At 74.3% G+C, this 22,248-nt stretch carries 17 protein-coding genes; 14 read left to right on the top strand and 3 right to left on the bottom strand.

Translation table 11 applies throughout. The features are described 5' to 3' along the window. Positions 1–149: 149 nt before the first annotated feature. Positions 150–1,736 (bottom strand): hypothetical protein, encoded by a 1,587-nt coding sequence (locus tag ACWER9_RS02090; protein WP_452300025.1) that lies wholly within the window; start codon positions 1,734–1,736, stop codon positions 150–152. On the opposite strand from ACWER9_RS02090, the gene ACWER9_RS02085 reads away from it, so the two are divergent. Next, complete coding sequence (locus ACWER9_RS02085) at positions 1,725–2,714, top strand: tetratricopeptide repeat protein (protein ID WP_452300024.1); 990 nt, start codon at positions 1,725–1,727, stop codon at positions 2,712–2,714. The genes ACWER9_RS02090 and ACWER9_RS02085 overlap by 12 nt on opposite strands. Continuing rightward, positions 2,711–3,742: an HAD-IIA family hydrolase gene (locus ACWER9_RS02080; protein WP_452300023.1), complete on the top strand. Its 1,032-nt coding sequence runs from the start codon at positions 2,711–2,713 to the stop codon at positions 3,740–3,742. Before ACWER9_RS02085 ends, ACWER9_RS02080 begins: the two co-directional genes overlap by 4 nt. A 14-nt stretch (positions 3,743–3,756) precedes the next feature. Here the strand turns inward: ACWER9_RS02080 and ACWER9_RS02075 are convergent, their stop codons facing one another. Then, positions 3,757–4,095: an SCP2 sterol-binding domain-containing protein gene (locus tag ACWER9_RS02075; protein ID WP_088947517.1), complete on the bottom strand. Its 339-nt coding sequence runs from the start codon at positions 4,093–4,095 to the stop codon at positions 3,757–3,759. Positions 4,096–4,206: 111 nt separating this feature from the next. On the opposite strand from ACWER9_RS02075, the gene ACWER9_RS02070 reads away from it, so the two are divergent. From ACWER9_RS02070 to ACWER9_RS02050, 5 genes are all read left to right on the top strand, one after another. Then, on the top strand, positions 4,207–4,782 hold the full coding sequence (locus tag ACWER9_RS02070; RefSeq protein WP_452300022.1) for a phasin family protein: 576 nt from the start codon (positions 4,207–4,209) through the stop codon (positions 4,780–4,782). Continuing rightward, the gene (locus tag ACWER9_RS02065; RefSeq protein WP_452300021.1) at positions 4,779–5,018 is read left to right on the top strand and encodes a hypothetical protein; all 240 of its coding nucleotides are present in this window, start codon (positions 4,779–4,781) and stop codon (positions 5,016–5,018) included. The genes ACWER9_RS02070 and ACWER9_RS02065 overlap by 4 nt, the downstream gene beginning before the upstream one ends. 38 nt (positions 5,019–5,056) lie before the next feature. Further along, positions 5,057–5,917 carry a TlyA family RNA methyltransferase gene (locus ACWER9_RS02060; RefSeq protein ID WP_452300020.1) on the top strand — a complete coding sequence of 287 codons (861 nt, stop codon included), beginning with the start codon at positions 5,057–5,059 and terminating at the stop codon, positions 5,915–5,917. A 91-nt stretch (positions 5,918–6,008) separates the two neighbouring features. Further along, entirely contained in the window at positions 6,009–6,893 is an 885-nt protein-coding gene (locus ACWER9_RS02055; RefSeq protein WP_091407282.1) for an NAD kinase, read from the top strand. A gap of 158 nt (positions 6,894–7,051) precedes the next feature. Beyond that, on the top strand, positions 7,052–10,771 hold the full coding sequence (locus ACWER9_RS02050; protein ID WP_452300019.1) for a S8 family serine peptidase: 3,720 nt from the start codon (positions 7,052–7,054) through the stop codon (positions 10,769–10,771). Between the two features lie 82 nt (positions 10,772–10,853). On the opposite strand, the gene ACWER9_RS02045 is transcribed toward ACWER9_RS02050, so the two are convergent. Further along, on the bottom strand, positions 10,854–11,873 hold the full coding sequence (locus ACWER9_RS02045) for a helix-turn-helix domain-containing protein (RefSeq protein WP_452300018.1): 1,020 nt from the start codon (positions 11,871–11,873) through the stop codon (positions 10,854–10,856). Positions 11,874–11,962: 89 nt separating this feature from the next. On the opposite strand from ACWER9_RS02045, the gene recN reads away from it, so the two are divergent. The 7 genes from recN (at position 11,963) to ACWER9_RS02010 (ending at position 22,182) form a co-directional block, all read left to right on the top strand. After that, positions 11,963–13,720, top strand: a complete 1,758-nt coding sequence (recN, locus tag ACWER9_RS02040) for a DNA repair protein RecN (RefSeq protein ID WP_452300017.1) — start codon at positions 11,963–11,965, stop codon at positions 13,718–13,720. Between the two features lie 119 nt (positions 13,721–13,839). Then, on the top strand, positions 13,840–15,018 hold the full coding sequence (gene steA, locus ACWER9_RS02035) for a putative cytokinetic ring protein SteA (protein ID WP_452300016.1): 1,179 nt from the start codon (positions 13,840–13,842) through the stop codon (positions 15,016–15,018). Positions 15,019–15,045: 27 nt separating this feature from the next. Beyond that, positions 15,046–15,990 carry a copper transporter gene (locus ACWER9_RS02030; RefSeq protein WP_452300015.1) on the top strand — a complete coding sequence of 315 codons (945 nt, stop codon included), beginning with the start codon at positions 15,046–15,048 and terminating at the stop codon, positions 15,988–15,990. 82 nt (positions 15,991–16,072) lie between these two features. Next, entirely contained in the window at positions 16,073–16,939 is an 867-nt protein-coding gene (locus ACWER9_RS02025; protein ID WP_452300014.1) for a hypothetical protein, read from the top strand. Position 16,940: 1 nt separating this feature from the next. Then, the gene (gene murJ / locus ACWER9_RS02020) at positions 16,941–18,626 is read left to right on the top strand and encodes a murein biosynthesis integral membrane protein MurJ (protein WP_452300013.1); all 1,686 of its coding nucleotides are present in this window, start codon (positions 16,941–16,943) and stop codon (positions 18,624–18,626) included. Then, a complete protein-coding gene (locus ACWER9_RS02015; RefSeq protein WP_452300012.1) occupies positions 18,623–19,783 on the top strand; it encodes a glycosyltransferase family 4 protein in 1,161 nt (386 codons plus the stop codon). Before murJ ends, ACWER9_RS02015 begins: the two co-directional genes overlap by 4 nt. After that, complete coding sequence (locus tag ACWER9_RS02010) at positions 19,783–22,182, top strand: hypothetical protein (RefSeq protein ID WP_452300011.1); 2,400 nt, start codon at positions 19,783–19,785, stop codon at positions 22,180–22,182. Before ACWER9_RS02015 ends, ACWER9_RS02010 begins: the two co-directional genes overlap by 1 nt. Positions 22,183–22,248: the final 66 nt, after the last annotated feature.

The raw sequence follows: 22,248 nt of genomic DNA, 5'->3' as shown, positions 1-22,248 counted from the left end.
CCTCCAGCGCCGATGGTACTGCACTCGTGAGGGTGTGGGAGAGTAGGACGCCGCCGGACAATCTTCCAGTCGAGGGCCGCCCCATGAGGGTCGGCCCTCGACTGCGTAGCGCCATTGGTGGCGCAATCAGGAAGGATGTACCTGTGAGTTCAGGACCGCAGGGCGGAGATCGTCCCCGTCGTTACGAGGACCGTACTGACGGTGCGGGCGGACGCGACCGCGGCCCGCGCCGCGATGACCGAGACCGACCCCCGTACCGGGGAGACCGCGACAGCGGCGGCGCCCGAGGCGGATACGCCGGCGGCCGCGATTCTGGCTCCCGTGGTGGTGACCGGGACAGCTCGCGCTCCAGCGCCCCCCGTGAGGGCGGCTACCGCGGCGGCGACCGCCGCGAGGGTGGCTACCGGGGCGGCGACCGCGACGGCGCTCCGCGCGAGGGTGGCTACCGGTCCGGTGCTCCCCGTGAGGGTGGCTTCCGTGGTGGGGACCGCGAGGGCGGTTTCCGTGGTGGCGACCGTCGTGAGGGCGGTTTCCGTGGTGGTGACCGTGACGGTGGTTTCCGGGGCGGTGATCGTCGTGAGGGCGGTTTCCGTGGCGGTGACCGTGACGGTGGTTTCCGGGGTGGGGACCGTCGTGAGGGCGGTTACCAGGGCGGCGATCGCACTCGGTCCGGCCCGCCGCGTGAGGGTGGCTTCCGTGGTGGCGACCGCGACGGTGGCTTCCGGGGCGGTGATCGTCGTGAGGGTGGCTTCCGTGGCGGCGACCGCGACGGTTCGCGTTCGGGTGCTCCGCGCGAGGGTGGCTTCCGTGGCGGTGACCGCGACGGTGGCTTCCGCGGCGGTGACCGTCGTGAGGGTGGTTTCCGTGGCGGTGACCGCGACGGTGGTTTCCGTGGCGGTGATCGTCGCGAGGGTGGTTTCCGTGGCGACCGTGACGGTGGCTTCCGCGGCGGGGACCGTCGTGAGGGCGGTTACCAGGGCGGGGACCGTACTCGGTCCGGGCCGCCGCGTGAGGGTGGCTTCCGGGGTGGCGACCGCGACGGTGGCTTCCGGGGCGGCGATCGCCGTGAGGGCGGCTTCCGTGGCGGCGACCGCGACGGTTCGCGTTCGGGTGCTCCGCGCGATGGTGGCTTCCGCGGCGGTGACCGCGACGGTGGTTTCCGGGGCGGTGATCGCCGTGAGGGTGGTTTCCGGGGTGGGGACCGTCGTGAGGGCGGTTACCAGGGCGGGGACCGTACTCGGTCCGGGCCGCCGCGTGAGGGCGGCTTCCGGGGTGGCGACCGTGATGGTTCGCGCTCGGGTGCTCCCCGTGAGGGTGGCTTCCGGGGCGGTGACCGCGATGGTGGCTTCCGGGGCGGTGACCGTCGTGAGGGGGGTTTCCGTGGTGGGGATCGTCGTGAGGGCGGTTACCAGGGCGGGGACCGTACTCGGTCTGGGCCGCCGCGTGAGGGTGGCTTCCGCGGCGGTGACCGTCGTGAGGGTGGCTTCCGGGGCGGCGACCGCGACGGTGGTTACCGGGGCGGCGAGCGCACCGGCGGTTCTCGGGCCGACGAGCGGCCTCGTCGCGAGGGGGAGTTCCGTCGCGACGACCGCGCGGGTGGCTCCGAGTCGTTCGAGGGCGGGCGTGCTTCGGCCCCGGCACTGCCGGACGACATCGTCGCGACCGACCTCGACAAGGACGTCCGCGCCGAGCTGCTCTCGCTGAACAAGCCGGTCGCCGAGACGGTGGCCCGGCACCTGGTCGCCACCGGGCAGCTGATCGACGAGGACCCGGCCGAGGCGTTGGCGCACGCGCTTGCCGCCCGGCGGCTCGCGTCGCGTATCGCTGCGGTCCGTGAGGCGGTGGGCCTGGCCGCGTACCACGCGGGGGAGTGGCAGTCGGCGATCGCCGAGCTGCGCACGTACCACCGGATGAGCGGGTTGCAGAGCCACCTGGCGGTGCTCGCGGACTGCGAGCGGGCTCTCGGCCGGCCGGAGCGCGCCATCGACCTGTTCCGTGGCGCGGACCGGGAGAAGCTGGACCAGGCCGTGGCCATCGAGCTGCTGATCGTGGCCGCTGGGGCGCGCGGTGACCTCGGGCAGAAGGACGCCGCGGTCGCGATGCTCCAGGTCCCGGACCTCACCAGCGAGGCGACCGTGCCGTGGACGGCCCGGCTGCGGTACGCGTACGCCGACGCGCTGCTCGCGGTGGGGCGGCGCGAGGAGGCACGTGAGTGGTTCTCCCGGGCCGCCGACGTGGACACCGAGGGCGAGACGGACGCCGCCGAGCGGTTGCTCGAACTCGACGGCGTGGTCATCGAGGGTGACGACGAGGACGAGGCCACCGAGGAGATCGCCGCCGGACCGGGCGCTCCTGGCGCGGTGCCGGCCCGACCGGACGCCGACCTGGCCGGTGACGACGACGAGGACGACGACGAAGACTTCGACGACGACGAAGACGACGACGACGAGGACGAGGACTTCGACGACGACGAGGAGGACGCCGCTGTCGGTCGTCCCGCCGACGACGAAGGCTTCGACGACGAGGACGAGGACCGTCACCCGAGCGGGAGCGGCAACGCCGACGCGGACACCGCTGCCGACAGCGGCGTGACGTCCGGCAGCGCGGCAGCTAGCAACACGGCGGGCGGCAGCGTGGCGGACGGGAACACGGCGGACGCCGACGGGACCGTGCTGCCGGCCCGGGACGACGAGTCAGGGTCGACGCGGCGGTGAGCGCGGGCGTGGGGGAGCGGCTGGTCGACGGGTACACCCTCGTCGTCTTCGACCTGGACGGCGTGATCTACCTGATCGACCGGCCGATCCCCGGCGCCGTCGAGACGGTGGCCCGGCTGCACGCCGAGGGACGGGCGGTGGCGTACGCCACCAACAACGCGTCCCGCCGGTCCAGCGAGGTCGCGGACCTGTTGACCGGGATGGGTGTGCAGGCCCGGCCGGAGGAGGTCCTGACCTCCGCCGCCGCATCGGCCGAGTTGCTGCGCGACCGGCTGCCCGCCGGCGCGTCGGTGCTCGTGGTCGGCGCGGAGGCGCTGCGGGCGGAGCTGCGCGCGGTTGGTCTGAACCCGGTCACCGAGGCCGACGAGAAGCCGGCGGCGGTGGTCCAGGGGTACGGGCCGCAGGTCGGCTGGGCCGAGCTGGCCGAAGCGTCGATCGCGGTGCGGGCGGGTGCGATCTGGATCGCCACCAACACCGATCGGACCCTGCCCAGTGGGCGGGGACCACTGCCCGGCAACGGGTCGCTCGTCGCCGTGCTGCGGACGGCGTTGGAGCGGGACCCTGACGTGGTGGTCGGCAAGCCGGAGCCGGCGCTGTTCGAGACCGCCGCCCGGCGCAGTGGCGGTGGGCGGAGCCTGGTGGTGGGTGACCGGCTGGACACCGACATCGAGGGTGCCCGCCGGGCCGGGCTGGACAGCCTGCTGGTGCTCACCGGCGTGCACGGCGTACCGGATCTGCTGGCCGCCGAGCCGCGGCGCCGTCCCACGTACGTGGCGAAGGACCTGGCGGGGCTCTTCGACCCGGCTGCCGTCGTGCGGGTCCCGGGCCCGGCGGACGCCGGCGGTTGGTCCGTGACCGACCGGGACGGCACGCTGGAGTTGGCGGGGGCCGGTCGACCGCTGGACGCGGTGGCCGCGCTCTGCGCGGTGGCCTGGTCGGCGCCGGTGCCGGCGCTGCCGAGGATCCGGCCGGTGGGCCCGGATGCGGCCCACGCGGTGGAGAGTCTCGGGCTGACCGCGGCGGCGTGAGCCGGCGGCGGTCGTCAGAGCAGCTTGCGCAACTTCAGCAGGTCGAACGGGTTGGCCTTGATCGACACCCGGCGGGAGGTCACCGCGCTGGTGACGTCGAGGTCGCCGCGCACCAGGGCCAGCAGGTCGTCGCTTGACGTGCTCAGCGCGATCTTGGCCTTGGGGTCGTCGCCGTCGGTCAGCTCGACCAGTCGGCCGCCGGTGATCCGGCCGTGGAACGCGGTGTCCAGGTCGGTGATCCGGCAGGCGAGCGTCCGGTCCAGGTCGATTCGTTCGCGCACGGTCTCGGCGTTGCGGTCCAACCGGGCGGCCAGCTCCTGCAACGCCTGCCGGCACTCGTCCACGCTGGCCACATCTCCCCCTCGGTGATCGCCACGCCGTCCTCGGCACCGTACCGCACGGGTCGGTCCGGGGTGCCCGGTAGCGTGACACCTGCACACCTCGCCCCGTGGAAGGACTCAGGCATGCAGGACGCGTGGCGCGCCTACCTCGAACTGGCCATGGGCCTCACGGAGGCGCCCCGGAAGAGGGCCCAGGACGTGGCACGTCGCCTCGTCGGCTCCGGCGGTGCGACCGCCGCCCAACTCCAGGCCCTCGGTGAGGAGTTGGTCAGCACCGGCGCCGCCAACCGGGAGGCGCTGACCAAGCTGGTCCGTTTCGAGGTCGACCGGGCGCTCGGCGCGGTCGGTCTGGCCACCGCCGACGAGGTGGCCGAGCTGACCCGGCGGGTGCACGACCTGGAACGGCAGTTGCGGGAGGCGCGGTCCGTCGAGTCGGCCGGCGGCCCGACGCCGCAGCCCGACCCGACCATCGCCGCGCGACCCGGCTCCGGTCTCGTGCCGTCCGACGCCCCCGCCGGTGCCCCGGTCTCCGCGCCGGCGGCGAAGAAGGCCGTGGCGAAGAAGGCGGTCGCCAAGAAGGCAATCGCCAGGAAGCCGCCGGCGACGGTCAGCCGCACCGCTGACGAGGATGCCCCGACGCCGGCGGTGATGCCCGCCAAGAAAGCGGTCCGTAGGCAGCGCCCGGACGACGCCGAATGACCCGGCCCGGTCCACCGCCCGGCGGGTCGTTCCCGGCCCGGCCCGGTCCACCGCCGGCTACCCGCCCCGCGCCGCCGCCGGACCTGGGAGACGACGAGCCGCGGCACCCGGCGGTGGACGCCGCGGTGCGGGCCATCGCGAACGCGGCGACGCTCGCTCCCGCCGACCAGATCGCCCAGTACGAGGCGGCCTACGAGACCCTGCGGGAAACCCTCGCCACCATCGACCAGACCTGAGCGCGACGACCAGGCCTGAGCAGACCGGAGAACCACCCATGGCACGTCGTAACCGGCTGGACGCCGAACTCGTCCGCCGCGGTCTGGCCCGCTCCCGTGAGCAGGCCGCCGCGTTGGTGGAGGCCGGCCGGGTCCACCTGCGGGGCGTGGTCGCCCGGAAGGCGGCCGCGATGGTCGACCCCGCCGACCCGCTCCTGGTGACCGGCGCGGACCCGGCCGAGGAGTACGTCTCCCGCGGCGGGCACAAGCTCGCCGGCGCGCTTGCCGCGTTCGCCCCCGGTGGGTTGCGCGTCGCGGGGCGGCGGTGCCTGGACGCGGGAGCGTCGACGGGTGGGTTCACCGACGTGCTGCTGCGCGCCGGCGCCGCCGAGGTGGTGGCCGTGGACGTCGGCTACGGGCAGCTCGCCTGGCCGCTGCGTACCAACGAGCGGGTTCGTGTTCTGGAGCGGACGAATGTCCGTACCCTCGAAGCGGACGCGATCGGCGGGCCGGTCGATCTGACGGTGGCCGACCTGTCGTTCATCTCGCTGCGGCTGGTGTTGCCGGCGCTGGCCGGCTGCACCCGCGACGACGGCGACCTGGCGCTGATGGTGAAGCCGCAGTTCGAGGTCGGCAAGGAGCGGGTCGGCGCCGGCGGTGTGGTCCGCGACCCGGAGTTGCGCGCCGAGGCGGTGTTGGACGTGGCCGCGGCGGCCGCGGGGCTCGGTCTCGGGTTGGCTGACGTGGCGGCCAGTCCGCTGCCGGGGCCGAGCGGCAATGTGGAGTTCTTCGTATGGTTGCGCCGGGGCGCACCAGCGGCCGACCCGCAGCGGGTGCGGGCCGTGGTGGCGGCCGGGCCGGAGGGCTCGACGACGGCCGGTGAGGTGCCGGGCGTGGCGGCGGAGGAGGTCGCAGGGTGAACGCGCGCAGCGAGGGCGCCGCGACGACACGCGGCGGGAGTCGGGCGACGGTGGTGCGACGCCGCCCGGTCCAGGACGGGCGGGCAACCCGATGAGCCGGACCGCGCTGTTGGTGACCCACACCGGCCGTCGGCGCAGCACGGAGCACGCCCGGTCGGTCGCGGCCGACCTGATCGACGCGGGTTTCGAGGTACGGGTGGTCGCCGACGAGGCTGACGACCTCGACCTGCCCGGTGTGGTGCCGGTCGCCGGTCCGCAGGCCGCCGAGGGCGCCGAGATCGTCTTCGCGCTCGGCGGGGACGGGACCTTCCTGCGCGCCGCCGAGCTGGCCCGGCCGGCGAAGGCGCCGCTGCTCGGCATCAACCTCGGCAAGGTGGGTTTCCTGGCGGAGGCGGAGATCGACGACCTGGACACCGCGGTACGGGACGTCGTCGGGCGCAACTACACGGTCGACGAGCGGCTCACCCTGGACGTCACCGCCGAGTTCGACGGCGGGCCGACCATCGAGTCGTGGGCGCTCAACGAGATCAGCATCGAGAAGGGCGAGCGGGCCCAGATGCTCGAGCTGCTCGTCGACGTGGACGGCCGGCCGTTGTCCCGCTACGGCTGCGACGGTGTCGTCTGCGCGACGCCCACCGGCTCCACCGCGTACGCGTTCTCCGGTGGCGGCCCGGTGGTCTGGCCGGAGGTGGAGGCGCTGCTGTTGGTGCCGATCAGCGCTCACGCGTTGTTCAGCCGCCCGTTGGTCACCGCCCCGACGTCCACGTTCGTGATCACCGTCGACCCGTTCACCACTCTCGCGGTGCTCTCCTGTGACGGCCGGCGGGTCTACGACCTGCCACCCGGTGCGCGGGTGACGGTGCGTCGGGGCGCTCTGCCGGTGCGGATCGTGCGGTTGCGCCCCCGTCCGTTCACCGACCGGCTGGTGGCCAAGTTCGGCCTTCCCGTGCACGGTTGGCGCGGCAGCCGCCGGTGACCGTGGCACACACCGTCGGTGGACGTGAGTTGTCCACCTGGCGACATGTCGCCGCTGCGGCGGCGGGTGACTAGTGACCAGGCGATGTGCTCCGTCGCAGACTCCGATCGGCTCTCATCTTTGGATGGTGGGCCTGGAGGAGTAGAGGAGCGCATCGCATGCACTGGTCCCCCCGCTGGCTCGCGGTCGGCGCGGTCGGCGCGTTGGTGGTCGGCGTCGCCGCACCGGCGTCCGCCGACCCGCCCGCCCGGCCCACCGGCCCGACGTCGGGCACGCCCGCCCCGCACGCCGCACCTGTCCGCATCACCCTGATCACCGGCGACCAGGTCGACCTGGTGACGGCGGCGCCCGGTCGGGTGGCCGCCACCGTCCGCCCGGGTCCCGGGCGCGAGCGGATCGTCTTCCAGACCACGCAGGTCGACGGCTCGCTGCGGGTGTTGCCCAGCGACGCCCTGCCGTACGTCTCCAGCGGGGTTCTCGACGCCAACCTGTTCGACGTGCAGGGGTTGGCCGCCGACGGTTACGGCGACACCGCGCGGGGCAACCTGCCGCTGATCGTGCGGTATCAGGAGCCGGCCGCCGGCCGGGTGCGACCTCTCGCCGGCGCCACCGACGCCCGTGCCCTGGAGAGCATCAACGGTGCGGCGCTGCGGGTCGGCAAGGGTGACCTCGGTGGTCTGTGGAGCACGCTCGCCGGTACGCCGACCACCCGGACCACTGCCGCCGCGCCCCGGCTGGGTGGCGGCATCGCCCGGGTGTGGTTGGACGGGAAGGTCCGGCCGACGCTTGAGCACAGTGTGCCGCAGATCGGCGCGCCGACGGCCTGGGCCGCCGGGCGGGACGGCAGCGGTGTGACGGTGGCGGTGCTCGACACCGGTGTCGATGCCACGCACCCCGACCTGGCCGGTCGGATCGCTGAGGCGCAGGACTTCTCCGGTAGCGGCAGCGCCCGCGACGGGCACGGGCACGGCACCCACGTGGCGGCCACCATCGCCGGCAGCGGGGCGGCGTCCGACGGGCTGCGCAAGGGCGTCGCGCCCGGTGCGCGGCTCCTGGTCGGCAAGGTCCTCGACGATGGCGGCTCCGGCTACGACTCGTCCATCATCGCGGGCATGGAGTGGGCCGCCCACTCCGGCGCGAAGGTGGTCAGCATGAGTCTCGGCGGTGACCCGACCGACGGCACCGACCCGATGAGCCAGGCGGTCAACGACCTGTCCGCCGAGACCGGGGCGCTGTTCGTGGTGGCCGCCGGCAACGCGGGCGCGGCGCGGACCGTCGGTACGCCCGGCGCGGCCGCGGCGGCGCTCACCGTCGGCGCGGTGGACCGCGACGACAACCTGGCCGAGTTCTCCAGCCGTGGTCCGCGGCTCGGCGACAACGGCCTCAAGCCGGAGATCACCGCGCCCGGCGTCGGCATCGTCGCCGCGCGGGCTGCCGGCACCACCATGGGTACGCCGGTGGGCGACGCCTACACGACGGCGTCGGGCACCTCGATGGCCACGCCGCACGTGTCGGGGGCAGCGGCGATCCTCGCCCAGGAACACCCCGACTGGACCGCCGGGAAGCTCAAGGACGCGCTGGTGAGCACCACGAAGGCGAACCCGGCGCTCACCGTCTTCGAGCAGGGCGCCGGCCGGGTCGACGTGGCGCGGGCGCTCGGGCAGCGGGTGTACGCCTCGGCCACCGCCGACTTCGGCCGGATCTCCACCGGCGGCGCGGCGGTCGAGCGGACCGTGACGTACACCAACGGCACGAGCGTCGCGCAGACCCTGCGGCTCGCCCTGGACCTGCGCAACATGGACAGCGGTGCGGCCGAGAGCGACGGGGTGGCGGTCGGCTCCGGCACGGTGACCGTGCCGGCGGGTGGCAGCGTGGCGGTGCCGCTGCGGGCCGACCCGGCGAAGCTGGCCCGGGGCCCGCACGGTGGTTGGTTGGTGGCGACCGGGACGGACGGGGTGGTGGTGCGCACGCCGGTCGGGCTCACCGTCAGCGGCCCGCTGCACGAGGTCACCGTGAAGGTGTTGGGCCGGCAGGGTCAGTTGGCGCTCTCGCCGGCGCTGACCCTCTTCGGTGAGCAGCCCGAGTCGGACTACTGGGGCTGGTGGCCCGGCGAGGGCACCCTCCAGGTCGAGGAGGGCACGTACCTGCTGACCGCTCTGGTCGAGCACGGTGCCCCGCTGGACGAGCAGATGACCCAGACCGTCGAGCCGGAGCTGGTCGTCGACCGGGACCTGACCGTGGTTCTCGACGCCCGCCGGGGCACGCCGGTACGGGTCGAGACGCCGAAGCCCAGCGAGCAGCGGGCCACGCTCAGCTGGTACGTGCACCGGGTGTTGGGCAACGGCCGGCAGATCGACCACGGGGTGATGGCCTACAGCACCGTCCAGCAGGTGAACGTCACGCCGACCCGGCAGGTGCGTGAGGGTGAGTTCGAGTTCGCCTCGCGCTGGCAGCTTGTCGCGCCGATGGTGGACGCGACGATCAGCGGGGTGTCCGGTCCGTCGGACATCAACCTCCTGGGAAGCTCACCGGCGCCGACCGGTCGGCGCAAGCTGCCGCTGGTCTGGGCCGGTGCCGGAACGCCCGCCGAGCTGACCCGGGTGCGGGGCGCCGCCGCGCTCCTCGCCACCGATCCGAACCGCTCCGAGGAGGAGCAGGTCGCGGCCGCCGCGGCTGCCGGCGCCGCCGCGGTGCTGATCGTCCGTCCGCAGGACCAGAGCGCGTGGACGGTGTGGCGGCCCGCCGGGGAGCGGCTGCCGATCCCGGCGATGGCGGTGGCGTACGACGACGGGCAGCGGCTGATCGCGGCGGCGCGTAAGGGCCGGGCGACGCTGGACCTGACGTTGACCGTGGACAGCCCCTACCTGTACGACGTGTGGCAGGTGTCGAAGGGTCGGGTGCCGGAGCGGGTCGTGCACACGGTGACCGCGAAGAACACCGCGGAGGTGACCGCGAGCTACGGCGACATGGGCGCGGGGTGGGCCACCGAGGAGCGCTTCGGCTGGCGTCCGTGGCAGACGTACGCCTGGAACGACGACCAGCGGCTGGTCCGTAACGGCACCATCCGGCAGGAGTTGGTCAGTGCCGGGGACAGCTGGTGGCAGCACCGGGTGCTGCACAAGTCGATGTTCATGCAGTGGGGGCAGTTGACCGGCGGTCTGACCGAGCAGCCGCGGCGGTATGCCGCCGACGACCGGGTGACCGAGACCTGGCACGCGCCGGTGGTCCGTCCGGCCGTTCCGGTCAGTGGTGCGCCGGTGCCCAGCCGCAGCGGTGACAGCCTGGACCTGCGGGTGCCCGAGTTCGTCGACGCCGGCGGGCACGTCAGCGTGGCCGGCACCAGCGAGGAGTCGGACAGCGTGCGGGTGCGGGTCAGCCGCGACGGGCAGCAGATCGCGGACCTTTCCGACGGGTGGGCGTCGGTGCCCACGACCGCGGGGGCTGCCCGCTACCGGCTGGACGTGACGACCGGGCGGTCGTCGGCCGACTGGCGTTACGGCACCCGGACCGACACGGCGTGGGAGTTCACGTCGGCCCGGCCGGTGGGTGACACGGCCAGGCCGTTGCCGCTGCTGCAGGTGGACTACCGGGTGCCGGCCGACCTGCACGGCACGGTACGCGGCACGGGGTCGCACCAGGTGGGGCTGACCCTGCGCCAGCCGGCCGGGGTGCCCGCGCCGACCGGAACCAGCGTCCGGGTGCAGGTCTCCTTCGATGGGGGCGTCACCTGGCGTAACGCGCGGACCGTGGGGTCGGGTACCCGGTACACCGCCACCGTGCCGGCGGGGCGCGGAACGGTGTCGCTGCGGGTGCACGCCACCGACCGGGCCGGGAACACCGTCGACCAGACGGTGCTCCAGGCGTACGGGCTGCGCTGACCGGAGTGGGGCGGGGCGACTGGGCGCCCCGCCCCGTCCGGTGGAGGGGTCCACCGTCGGCTGACGGTGGACCCCTTCGGCGTCAGAGCCAGCCGCGTCGGGCCACCTGGAACGCCAACCCGGGCCGGGTGTCCACGCCGGCGGCCGCCATCAGGTCGGCGATGCGGCGTTGCACGGTCCGTCGGCTCACCCCGAGCTGGGAGGCGATGGACTTGTCCGGTACGCCCGCCACGAACAGCGACAGCAGTCGGGCCTCGTCGGCGTCGGGTTGGTAACCGTCGCCGGGACGGTCCTCGGGTTCCGGGCGTCGCGTCTCCGGCGTCGCGGCGGTGAGGGGGTCGTCGAGCCGGAGCCGGGTGGCCACCCGCCAGTGGCTCTCGAAGAGGGCGAGCAGGGCGTCGAGCAGTTGGCTACGGCCGATCACAGCGGCGCTCGGCTCGCCGCCGGCGAGGTCCGGCACCAGCGGGCAGATGGCCGTGCGGGCGTCCACGATGGCCAGTCGGACCGGCAGCCGGTCCAGGACGCGGGCCTGCTCACCGGCGGCGACGCCCTTGGCCAGGTCGGCCAACGCGCCCTGCTCCAGCAGCAGGTCACGCTCGTAGATGGCCCGGTAGCTGACCCCACGGGCCAACGCGTCGAACTCCTCGACGTTCTCCGGGCCGGCCATGGCCAGGGGGTTGGCCCGGCAGAACCAGAGCACCTCGGTACGCGCGGAGTTCTGCAGGTCGCGGAGGCGGTCGCGCAGAACCCGGGCGCCGGTGATCACCTCCACGAGGTGGTCGACGTGGTGTCGGCGCAGTCCGGAGCGGTACTCCTCGGCCAGTTGGGTGACCAGTCGGCGGGCCGTCTCCAGGTCCTCCTGGCGGCGCAGCAGCGTCGCGCCGAGGGCGACGTCCGGGGCGGTCGGGCGCAGCGGGGCGTCCGGGTCGTTGTCGCTGCGCTGCACGAGGCCCTTGCCGCGCAGCGCCTCGACCTGCGCGACGACCTGCTCGCGGGGGCGGTGCAGGCGACGGGCCAACTCGTCGATGCGGGCCGTGGTGAGCTGGAGCAGGCAGCGGTAGAGCTCCTCCTCAGCCGGGGTCAGGCCGATCACGTCCAACACGGGGCAGAACTGTACGTCGGCCGGGTACGGGCCGAACCCGGGCCCGTCGGCTGGTCAATTGTCGTGCCTCGCGTCTACTGTCGGTGGCTGTGCTGGACGAGCTGCGCATCACCGGACTGGGCGTCATCGAGGACACCACGCTGCCGTTGACCGGCGGCATGAACGTCATCACCGGCGAGACCGGTGCCGGCAAGACGATGGTGGTCACCGGCCTCGGTCTGCTCTTCGGCGGTCGGGCCGACGCCGGGCGGGTCCGTGCCCAACCCGGCCGGGCGGTGGTGGAGGGGCGGCTGCGGCTGCACGGGCGGGTCGCCGACGCCGTGCACGCGCGGATCACCGAGGCCGGTGGCGAGCCCGACGAGGACGGCTCGGTGCTGCTGAGCCGCACGGTGACGGTGGAGGGGCGCTCGCGCGCCCACGTCGGCGGCCGGAGCATGCCGGTGTCGATGCTCGGCGAGGTCGGCGAGCAGGCGGTCGCCGTGCACGGTCAGTCCGACCAGTTGCGGCTGCTGCGCCCGGCCGAGCAGCGGGCGGCACTGGACCGGTTCGCCGGCCCCGCGCACGAGAAGCTGCTCGACGCGCTGCGGGAGGCGTACACCCGGTGGCGTCGGGTGGTCGACGACCTGGCCGACCGGCGGCGCAACGCCCGCGAGCGCAACCAGGAGGCCGACCTTCTGCGGTTGGGTCTCGACGAGATCACCCGGGTCGATCCGCAGCTCGGTGAGGACGACGAGCTGAAGACCGAGGCGCAGCGGCTGGAGCACGCCGAGGGCCTGCGCACGGCCGCGCAGATCGCCCAGCAGTGCGTGGCCGGCGGCGCGGAGGTCGCCGACGAGACCCCGGACGCGGCGGCGCTGCTCGGCACCGCCCGGCGGACGCTCGAGGCGCAGTCCGGCACGGATCCGGCGCTCGGTGAGCTGGCGGCCCGCCTGGAGGAGGCGGCGACGCTTGTCACCGACGTGTCCGCCGAGCTGTCGGCGTACCTGGCGACGTTGGACGCGGACCCGGCCCGGTTGCAGCACGTCTACGAGCGGCGGGCCGCGCTGCGCGCGTTGACCCGTAAGTACGCCGACGACGTGGACGGGGTGATCGCGTGGGCCGATCGGGCCCGCACCCGACTGTCCGACCTGGACATGTCCGACGATGTGCTCGACGAGTTGGACCGGGAGGGTCAGCGGCTCGCCGTCGAGGTGGCCGACCTGGCGGGGCGGGTGTCCACCTCCCGGCAGGAGGCGGCGGTCCGTTTCGCCGATCAGGTCACCGTCGAGCTGGCCGGTCTGGCCATGCCGCACGCGCGGATCGAGGTGGCGGTGCTGCCCCGGCCGGCCGGGCGGGCGGAGCCGACGCTTGAGGTCAACGGCGTCGAGGTGGGTGTCACCCCGGACGGTGGTGACGAGGTGGAGTTGCGGTTGCTGGCCCACCCGGGTGCGCCGTCGCTGCCGTTGCAGCGCGGTGCCTCCGGCGGTGAGCTGTCCCGGGTGATGCTCGCCATCGAGGTGGTGTTCGCCGGTTCCGGTGGCCCGCCCACGTTGGTCTTCGACGAGGTCGACGCGGGGGTCGGCGGGCAGGCGGCGGTGGAGATCGGCCGCCGGTTGGCCCGGTTGGCCCGCAGTCACCAGGTGTTGGTCGTCACGCACCTGCCGCAGGTGGCCGCGTTCGCCGACCGGCACCTGGTGGTGGCGAAGGACACCGGCGGGGCGGTGACGACAAGCGGGGTCCGGGTGGTGGAGGACACCGAGCGGGCACGGGAGTTGGCGCGCATGCTTGCAGGTTTGCCCGATTCGGATCTGGGTATCGCTCACGCCGAGGAGCTTCTGGCCGTGGCCGCCAAGGAAAGGCGGTTGTGACGCCGCGTATTGTGAGCGCAAGCACACCGGCTTGTGCCGGTGTGTGCTTCCCTGGGTAGGCGGCCCTGCTCAGGCATGTCGCGACAGAAAAGCCTGCCTCACATGCCAGGATGGTCACGATGCGTCTACCCACGTTGCGCCGGAACCGGAACTCCGACCCGGGCAGAGTCCTCGGCACCGCGCGCCTAGACCGGCGGACGAAACGCCTGGTCGGTCGGCTGCGCCCCGGTGACATCGCGGTCATCGACCATGTGGACCTGGACCGGGTGGCGGCCGACTCGCTCGTCGCCGTCGGGGTCGCGGCGGTGCTCAACGCCAAGCCGTCGGTCTCCGGCCGTTACCCGAACCTCGGCCCGGAGGTGTTGATCGCCGCCGGCATTCCGCTCCTCGACGACCTGGGGGAGGGCGTCTTCGAGCGGATCCGCGAGGGCGACCAGGTGCGCATCGAGGGCAACACGGTCTTCGCCGGTGACGAGCCGGTGGCCCACGGCAGCCTTCAGGACGCCGAGTCGGTCGCCAAGGCGATGGCCGACGCCCGGGAGGGTCTGTCGGTGCAGTTGGAGGCGTTCGCCGCCAACACGATGGACTACCTGCGCCAGGAACGCGACCTGCTGCTCGACGGTGTCGGTGTGCCGGACATCGAGACGCAGATGCAGGGTCGGCACTGCCTGATCGTGGTGCGTGGCTACGACTACAAGGCCGACCTGGACGTGCTGCGCCCGTACATCCGGGAGTTCAAGCCGGTGCTCATCGGCGTGGACGGAGGCGCGGACGCGCTGGTCGAGGCCGGCTACACCCCCGACATGATCATCGGGGACATGGACTCGGTCACCGACGACGTGCTGCGCTGCGGCGCCGAGGTGATCGTGCACGCGTACCCGGACGGGCGCGCGCCGGGCCTGCCCCGGGTCAACGGTCTCGGTGTGCCGGCGATCACCTTTCCGGCGGCGGCGACGAGCGAGGACCTGGCCATGCTGCTCGCCGATGAGAAGGGCGCCTCGCTGCTGGTCGCGGTCGGCACCCACGCCACCCTGGTCGAGTTCCTCGACAAGGGCCGCGGCGGGATGGCCTCGACGTTCCTGACCCGGCTGAAGGTCGGCGGCAAGCTTGTCGACGCCAAGGGCGTGAGTCGGCTCTACCGGCAGAGCATCTCCGGGTCGTCGCTGCTGCTGCTCGTGCTGTCGGCCATCGCGGCGATGGCGTCCGCGGTGGCCGTGTCGACAGTCGGGAAGGCGTACCTGGGCGTGGTCGCCGAGTGGTGGGACAATTTCGTGTTCCAGCTGTACCGGCTCTTCTAGTTCCCGACCGATCAAGAGGCTGCAAGCGTGATCAACTTCCGCTACCACGTGGTGTCCCTCACCGCGGTCTTCCTGGCTCTGGCGATCGGTCTGGTGGTCGGCACAGCCGCCCTCAACGGCCCGGTCGCCGACTCCCTCGAGGGACAGGTCACCGGGCTGCGCAAGGACAACCAGCACTGGCGTCAGACGGTCAGCAACATGGAGAAGCAACTCGCGCTCGAGGAAGACTTCGCCGAGGAGACCGCTCAGCTCCTCCTCCCCGGCACCCTCACCGGGCGTCGGGTCGTGGTGCTCAGCCTGCCCACCGGCCGCGACCACACCGAGGCCGTGCTGAAGAAGCTCCAGCTCGCCGGGGCCACCATCACCGGACAGGTCGACCTACAGGACAAGTTCATCAACCCGGACAACAACTCCAACCTGCTGGAGTTGGCCGTCACCGCCGCCCGCCCGACCGCGCAGACCACCGGCCTGCCCGGCAACGGGCACGGGGTGGAGACCTCGAGCGCGCTCCTCGCCAGCGTCCTGCTGGACCGGCCCCAGGGCGTCACACCGGTCAGCGACGCCGACCGGCGGGCGGTGCTCGCCGCCTACAACAACGCCGGTTACCTGACCACCGACAGCAACAAGGTGACCGCCTCGGCGGAGGCGGTCGTCGTGATCAGCGGCCAGCCGTACGTCGACAAGGACTCCGACAAGCGGGACGAGTCGGTGGTCAACGTCGCGGAGCAGTTCGACCGCACCGGTTCGATCGTGGTGGCCGGGAACGGGTCGGTCGGCGGCAACCTCGTCGGTGTGGTGCGCGGCGACCCGGTGCTCGCCCAGACCATCTCCACGGTCGACAACGCCAACACCGTGCAGGGTCAGGTCGTCACCAGCCTCGCCCTGGTGCAGCAACTCGTCGAGAAGAAAGCCGGGCAGTACGGCGTCGGCGACAACGCCGCCTCCGGCCTGTTGCCTAAACTGCCCCAGTGAGCGAACGACGTACCCCCGTGTCCGTAATCGCCGAGGCGACGCGTGAGCGAGCGAGCCTGAGGCACCGCAGCGAGGTGGCCGCATGAGCGCCCTGGGCCGGCTGTTGATCGCCGGCGCGGGTGCCGCGGCGGCCCGGTACGCGTTGCGGGAGGCGCGTACCTCGCCGGCCGGGCCGGCGTTGGAGCGCACCAACTTCCGTGGCCGCACGGTGAGCCTGGCCGCCGGGCCGGCGCTCGCCGCCGGCGCGGCCGCCGCCGGCGCGTTCGGTGCCACCGGCGGCGCCGCCGGTGGGGCCGCCCTGGTCGCCGGTCTCGGCGCCGGCGGTGTCGGCCTGTACGACGACGTGGTCGGCGCGCGGCCGGAGCAGAAGGCGGCCAAGGGCTTCGCCGGGCACCTCGCCGCGCTGCGCGAGGGGCGGGTCACCGCGGGTCTGGTCAAGGTCGTCGGGGTGGGTGCCGCCGGGCTGGGCGCCGCCGCGCTGCTCGCCGCCGACCCCCGGGTGTCCGCGCACCCGCGCCGGCAGCGCCACGGCGCGTTCGGCCGGGGTGTCGACGTGCTGCTCGGCGCCGGCGTGATCGCCGGCACGGCCAACCTGCTCAACCTGCTCGACCTGCGGCCGGGTCGGGCGATCAAGTCCGGGCTGCTGCTCGCCGCGCCGCTGACCGGCGGGCCGCAGGGTGGCATCGCCGCGGGTGCGGCCGGTGCAGCCGCCGGGCTGCTCCGCGACGACCTCGCCGAGGACGTGATGCTCGGCGACAGCGGCGCGAACGCGCTCGGGGCGCTGCTCGGCGTCGCGCTGGCCGCCCGCAGCGGCCCGCTCGGGCGGGCCGGTCTGCTCGCCGTCCTGGCCGGGCTGACCGCGGCCAGCGAGAAGGTCAGCTTCACGGCGGTGATCCAGCGGACCCCGGGGCTGCGCGAGCTCGACGCACTGGGCCGACGCGCCGACTGACGTGAGTAGACCGGCACCCCTCGCCGGCGCCGGCCGGCTGGCCGGGGCAGCCGCGCTCATCGCCGTCCTCACCGTGGCCAGCCGGCTCGCCGGCTTCGGTCGTACCGCCGTGTTCACCTGGGTGGTCGAGCAGAGCGACCTGGGCGGCATGTACGTCATCGCCAACACGGTGCCGAACATCGTCTTCGAGATCGTCGCGGGCGGGGCGCTGGCGAGCCTGGTCGTGCCCCTGCTGGCCGGAGCTGTCGCGGCGGAGGACCGGCGGACGGTGGCGGCGACCACCGGCGCGCTGCTCACCTGGACGGTGAGCCTGCTGGTTCCGCTCGCCGTGCTCGTCGTCCTGTTCGCCGACCCGATCATCGCGGTGATCAGCGAGGGGCGGTCGGCCGCGGAGCTCGCCGCCGGCGCCCGGATGCTGCGGGTGTTCGCCCCGCAGTTGCCGCTCTACGGGATCGGCATCGTGCTCACCGGTGTCCTGCAGGCGCACCGACGCTTCGCCTGGCCGGTCATCGCGCCGCTGCTGTCCAGCCTCACCGTGGTCGTCGTCTACGTGGCCTTCGGGGCCGCCCAGGGCCGGGGCGTGTCGGTGGCCCAGGTCGGCCGCAGCGGCGAACTGCTCCTCTCCGGCGGCACCACACTGGGCGTGGTCGTGCTCTCGCTGTCGCTGCTCATCCCTCTGCGGCGGCTGCGGGTGCGACCCCGGTTCGGGTACGCCTTCACCGCTGACGCGCGGGCCCGGATCGGCGGGTTGGCCACAGCCGGCGCGGTGACCGTGGCGGCGCAGCAGGTCGCGCTCCTGGTGGTCCTGAACCGGGTCTCCGGCGGCCCCACCGGCTCACCCCAGGTGTTCAACCTGGCCCAGGCGATCTACCTGCTGCCGTGGGCGGTCCTCGCCGTGCCGCTGGCGGTGGCGTCCTACCCCACGCTCGCCACCGCCAGCGCCGCGGGCGACGAGGACGGTTTTCGGCAGACCCTCTCCGGCGCGGTCCGTGGCGTGCTGCTGTTCAGCTGTCTCGGCGTCGCGGCGTTGATCGGCACCGCGCAGCCGGTCGCCGCCCTGTTCTACCCGGACAACCCGGCGTCCACCGCGGCGGCGATCAGCGGGTTCGCGCCGGGTCTGCTCGGCTACGGCCTGTTCGCGGTGCTGTCCCGGGCGCTCTACGCGCGCGGCGACACCCGGTCGGCGACGGTGGCGATCACCCTCGGCTGGCTTGTCGTCCCGGCCGTGGCGCTGCCGTTGACGGTGCTGCTCCCGACCGCCGACCGGGTGTTGGCGGTGACGTCGGCGAACTCGGTGGGGATGCTGGTGCTCGGCGCCCTGCTGCTCCTGGCGGTGCGGCGCGGCGTCGGGCGTGCCGGGTTGGGCGGCGTGGCACGGGCCGGGGCCGCCGGTGGCCTCGCCGGTCTGTTCGCCGGGCTCGCCGGATGGGGTTCGAGCCGCTGGCTCGACCAGTCGGACGGCGGCACCCCGACGGTGGCGGGCGCGCTCGGTCAGGGCATGCTGTCCGGGGTTCTGGTGGGGGTGGTGTTCCTCGCCGTGGTCTGGTTCCTCGACCGGCGGGACGTACAGCCGCTGCTCGTCGGGGTGCTGCGGCGTCTGGGCCGGCGGGGGCCGTCCGGCGGTGCGCCGACACCGGGCGCGGACGCCGCGGAACGGGGCGACGGGAAGGAGACGGCGACGCGATGACTGAGCCACCTCTGCCTGCCGACTGGTCGGGCACCGTCGCGTTGGTGCTGGCGTCCAGCACCGGCGGGGTCGGCCAGCACGTCCGTTCGGTGGCGCGCGGCCTCGTCGCGGGCGGTGTCACCGTCCTGGTCTGTGGGCCTGCCGCCACCCAGGAGCAGTTCGACTTCACCGGGGTCGGTGCGCGTTTCGCGCCGGTGGAGATCCCGGCGAGCCCGACGCCTGCCGACGCGCGGGCGGTGCTGGCGCTGCGTCGGGTGCTGGGCAGCGCCCGGGTCGACGTGGTGCACGCGCACGGCCTGCGGGCCGGGTTGGTCGCCGTGCTGGCCCGTCCGGCCGCCCCGCTGATCGTCACCTGGCACAACGCGGTGCTCGCGCAAGGGCTGCGGGGTGGGGTGTCCCGGCTCGTCGAACGGGTGGTGGCCCGAGGGGTGCGGGTGGCGCTCGGCGCGTCCGCGGACCTGGTGCGTCGGGCCGCCGAGGTGGGCGCCGCCGACGCCCGGCTCGCCCCGGTCGCCGCGCCGACGCTTCCCGCCGCCCGTCGACGCCCGGCGGCGGTACGCGCCGAGTTCGGCGTCCGCCCGGACCAGCCGTTGATCCTCTCGGTCGGCCGGCTGCACCCGCAGAAGCGCTACGACGTGCTGATCGACGCGGCGGCCCGCTGGCGCACGCGTACCCCACCGCCGGTCGTGGTGATCGCGGGCAGCGGGCCGGCGTACCTGCCGCTCGCCGCGCGGACCTCCGCCGCCCGCGCGCCGGTGACCCTGTTGGGGCACCGCACCGACGTGGCCGACCTGCTCGCCGGCGCCGACCTGGCGGTGGTGACGAGCGACTGGGAGGCCCGGCAGCTGTTCGCCCAGGAGGCGCTGCGCGCCGGCGTACCGCTGGTGGCCACCGCGGTCGGCGGGCTCCCGGACCTCGTCGGCGACGCCGCCACGCTGGTCCCCGCCGGCGACGTGGACGCCCTCGACGCGGCCGTCCGCGCGTTGCTCGACGACCCGGCGGCGCGGGCGGAGTGGGGTCGGCGCGGCGCCGAACGGGCCGCGACGTGGCCGACCGAGGAGGACACCGTCGCCGCGCTCGTCGCCCTCTACGCGGAGGTGGCCGGGGGTTCGGCGGGTGCCCCGGACCCCGACGCCCCGAGAACGGGACACCGGTGATGCTGCGCCGAATCGCGCCCGCCCTGTTGACGGTGCTCGTGGTGGCGCTCGGCGTCACCGCGCTCGCCGCGCGCCCACCCCAGGGCACCCCGCAACGCACCGCCGACTTCGTGGTGCTCGCCGGGATCGCCGGGCTGCGCTGGGAGGACGTGGACCCGCAGAGCACCCCGACGCTGTGGCGGATGGCCCAGGACGGGTCGATCGGCTCCCTGTCGGTGCGGTCCGCGCACCGGCCGACCTGCCCGGTCGACGGCTGGTTGACGGTGGGCGCGGGCAGCTTCGCCGCGTGGAACGGCAGCCGGTCGGCCGGCGGGTGCCCGGCGCCGGCGGCGGTGACTGTCGAACAGCCGGACGGCATCGGCGCGAACCTGCCCGACCAGGAGAGCGTGGTCCACTACAACCAGCAACGGCTGCCCTGGGGTGCCCTGCCCGGCTCGTTGTCGGAGTCGGTGCGGTGCTCCGTCGCCGTGGGGCCGGGCGCGGCGGTGGCCGCCGCCCGACCGTTCGGCCGCGTCGACAGGTACGCCCCGGGGCTGCCGGCCGACCCCCGGCCGCTGCTCGGTTCGTGTGTGCTGAGCATCGTCGACCTCGGCACGGTCGAGGGGGTCGACCCGGCGACCCGCGCCGAGGAGGCCCGCGCGGCGGACGCCGAGCTGGCCCGGGTGTTGGCGGCGCGGCCACCGCGGTCGTTGGTGCTCGTCGCGGGGATCTCCGACACCGCCCAGCCGTCGCGGCTGCACGTGGCGGTCGCCGACGGGCCGGGCTGGGAGCGGGGGTGGCTCACCTCGGCCAGCACCGGCCGGGACGGGTACCTGCAACTTGTCGACCTCGCGCCGACCGCCCTCGCCGCGTTGGGTCGTCCCATGCCGGAGCGGCTGTTCCTGGGTCGTCCGGCCGTCAGCACCGGCGGCCGTCCGGCCGACCTGGCCGAGGCCATCGACGCGCCGGCGAACGCCGACCGGGAGGCGGCGGCGCAGCGTTCCGTCTCCGGTCTGTTCTTCGCGTTGCTCGCCGGTGTGCAGGTGCTGCTGGCGTTGGCGATCCTGCCGTTGCTGCGCCGGGCCCGCCCGCACGCCGGCCCGACCGGTCCGACGCCGGTCTCCAAGCGGGTCGTGGCGGTGGTGGAGCTGCTGCTTGTCGCGGCGGCGTTGACGGTGCCGGCGGCGTTGCTCGCCGACGCGGTGCCGTGGTGGCGCGGCGAGCACCCGGGGTGGATCTTCGCGGGGGTGACGGCGCTGCTGGTGGCCGCGGGCACCGCGGCGGTGCGGTTCGCCCCCGGGTACGCGGGCACTCTCGGGCCGGTCGGCGCGGTGGCCGGCCTCGCCACGCTTGTGGTCGGGCTGGACGTGCTGACCGGGTCGCGCCTGCAACTGAACAGCGTGGTCGGCTACTCGGCGTTGCAGGGCGGCCGGTACGCCGGGCTGAGCACGGTGGGGCTGGGAGTGTTCCTCGCCGCCGCGCTGCTCACCGGCGGCTGGTTCGCGCAACGGGTGCCCCGGGGTTGGCGGCCGGCGGTGATGGTGGCGGTGGGTGGTGTCGCCGTGGTGGTGGTCGGCAGCCCGTACCTGGGCGCCGACCCGGTCGGCGCGATAGCGCTGACCGCCGGGGTGAGCGTCGCCGCGGTGATCAGCGCCGGTGGCTGGTTGACGGTCAGCCGGTTGGCCTGGGCCGCCATGGCCGCGCTGGCGGTCGGGATCGGGTTCGCCGTGGTGGACTTGCGGCGGCCGTCGGCGGAGCGGGGCAGCCTGGGCCGGTTCCTGTCCGCGCTTGGCGACGGCACCGGCGGGTTCGCCGTGCACCGTTCCAGCACGGAGAACTTCGAGACGCTTGTCAACAGCCCGCTGACGGTGCTGGCGTTGGCCGGCGGGTTGCTGGTGTGGTTCGCCCTGTTGCAGCCGTGGGGTGGGCTGATGCGGTTGTTCGGCATCTACCCGGCGGTCCGGGCGGCGCTTGCCGGCACGGTGGTCGCCGCGGTGCTCGGTGGTGTGCTCGACGGCGCGGCACTTGACGTGATGGGTGCCGCCGCCGCCCTGGTGGTGCCGATGGCGGCCCTGGCGGCGTTGCGGGTGCTCGGGCACGCCGCGGACCGTACCCGCCCGGCAGCGGGCCGCTCGCGCGCCAACGGCGCCGACGACGACTCGGGGCCCGGTGGGGTCGGCCCGGACGGTGGGGGTGACGGTCCGACCGGCGGCGGTGGGCCGCTGGGCGCGGTGCACCCGCGTCCGATCAGTGGCCCGCCCGCGAGCGCACCGGCGACGCTCACCCGACCGGCGGTGGACCCGTCGGGCGAGGGGGACGCCGACTCGACCGTGAGCGGGTCGGCGACGGAGGCCGCGCCGACGGTGCCCGTGCCGCCCCGTCAGGTCTCCCGGTCATCGACGGAGGTTGCCGCGTCCTGAGCGCCGGGCTTCGCCCGGATGGCCCGCAGGTGTCACAGCCGGGGTGCGGCCTGCGGGTACCCGCCC

The organism is Micromonospora sp. NPDC003944 (assembly GCF_053605225.1).
This window is presented reverse-complemented; position numbering and strand designations above follow the sequence as displayed.

Excerpts from the sequence above, each read along its gene's own strand:
- ACWER9_RS02070 (WP_452300022.1), top strand. The coding sequence starts at position 4,207 with ATGCAGGACGCGTGGCGCGCCTACCTCGAACTGGCCATGGGCCTCACG.
- ACWER9_RS02065 (WP_452300021.1), top strand. The coding sequence starts at position 4,779 with ATGACCCGGCCCGGTCCACCGCCCGGCGGGTCGTTCCCGGCCCGGCCC.
- ACWER9_RS02060 (WP_452300020.1), top strand. The coding sequence starts at position 5,057 with ATGGCACGTCGTAACCGGCTGGACGCCGAACTCGTCCGCCGCGGTCTG.
- ACWER9_RS02055 (WP_091407282.1), top strand. The coding sequence starts at position 6,009 with ATGAGCCGGACCGCGCTGTTGGTGACCCACACCGGCCGTCGGCGCAGC.
- ACWER9_RS02050 (WP_452300019.1), top strand. The coding sequence starts at position 7,052 with ATGCACTGGTCCCCCCGCTGGCTCGCGGTCGGCGCGGTCGGCGCGTTG.
- steA (WP_452300016.1), top strand. The coding sequence starts at position 13,840 with ATGCGTCTACCCACGTTGCGCCGGAACCGGAACTCCGACCCGGGCAGA.
- ACWER9_RS02025 (WP_452300014.1), top strand. The coding sequence starts at position 16,073 with ATGAGCGCCCTGGGCCGGCTGTTGATCGCCGGCGCGGGTGCCGCGGCG.
- ACWER9_RS02015 (WP_452300012.1), top strand. The coding sequence starts at position 18,623 with ATGACTGAGCCACCTCTGCCTGCCGACTGGTCGGGCACCGTCGCGTTG.
- ACWER9_RS02010 (WP_452300011.1), top strand. The coding sequence starts at position 19,783 with ATGCTGCGCCGAATCGCGCCCGCCCTGTTGACGGTGCTCGTGGTGGCG.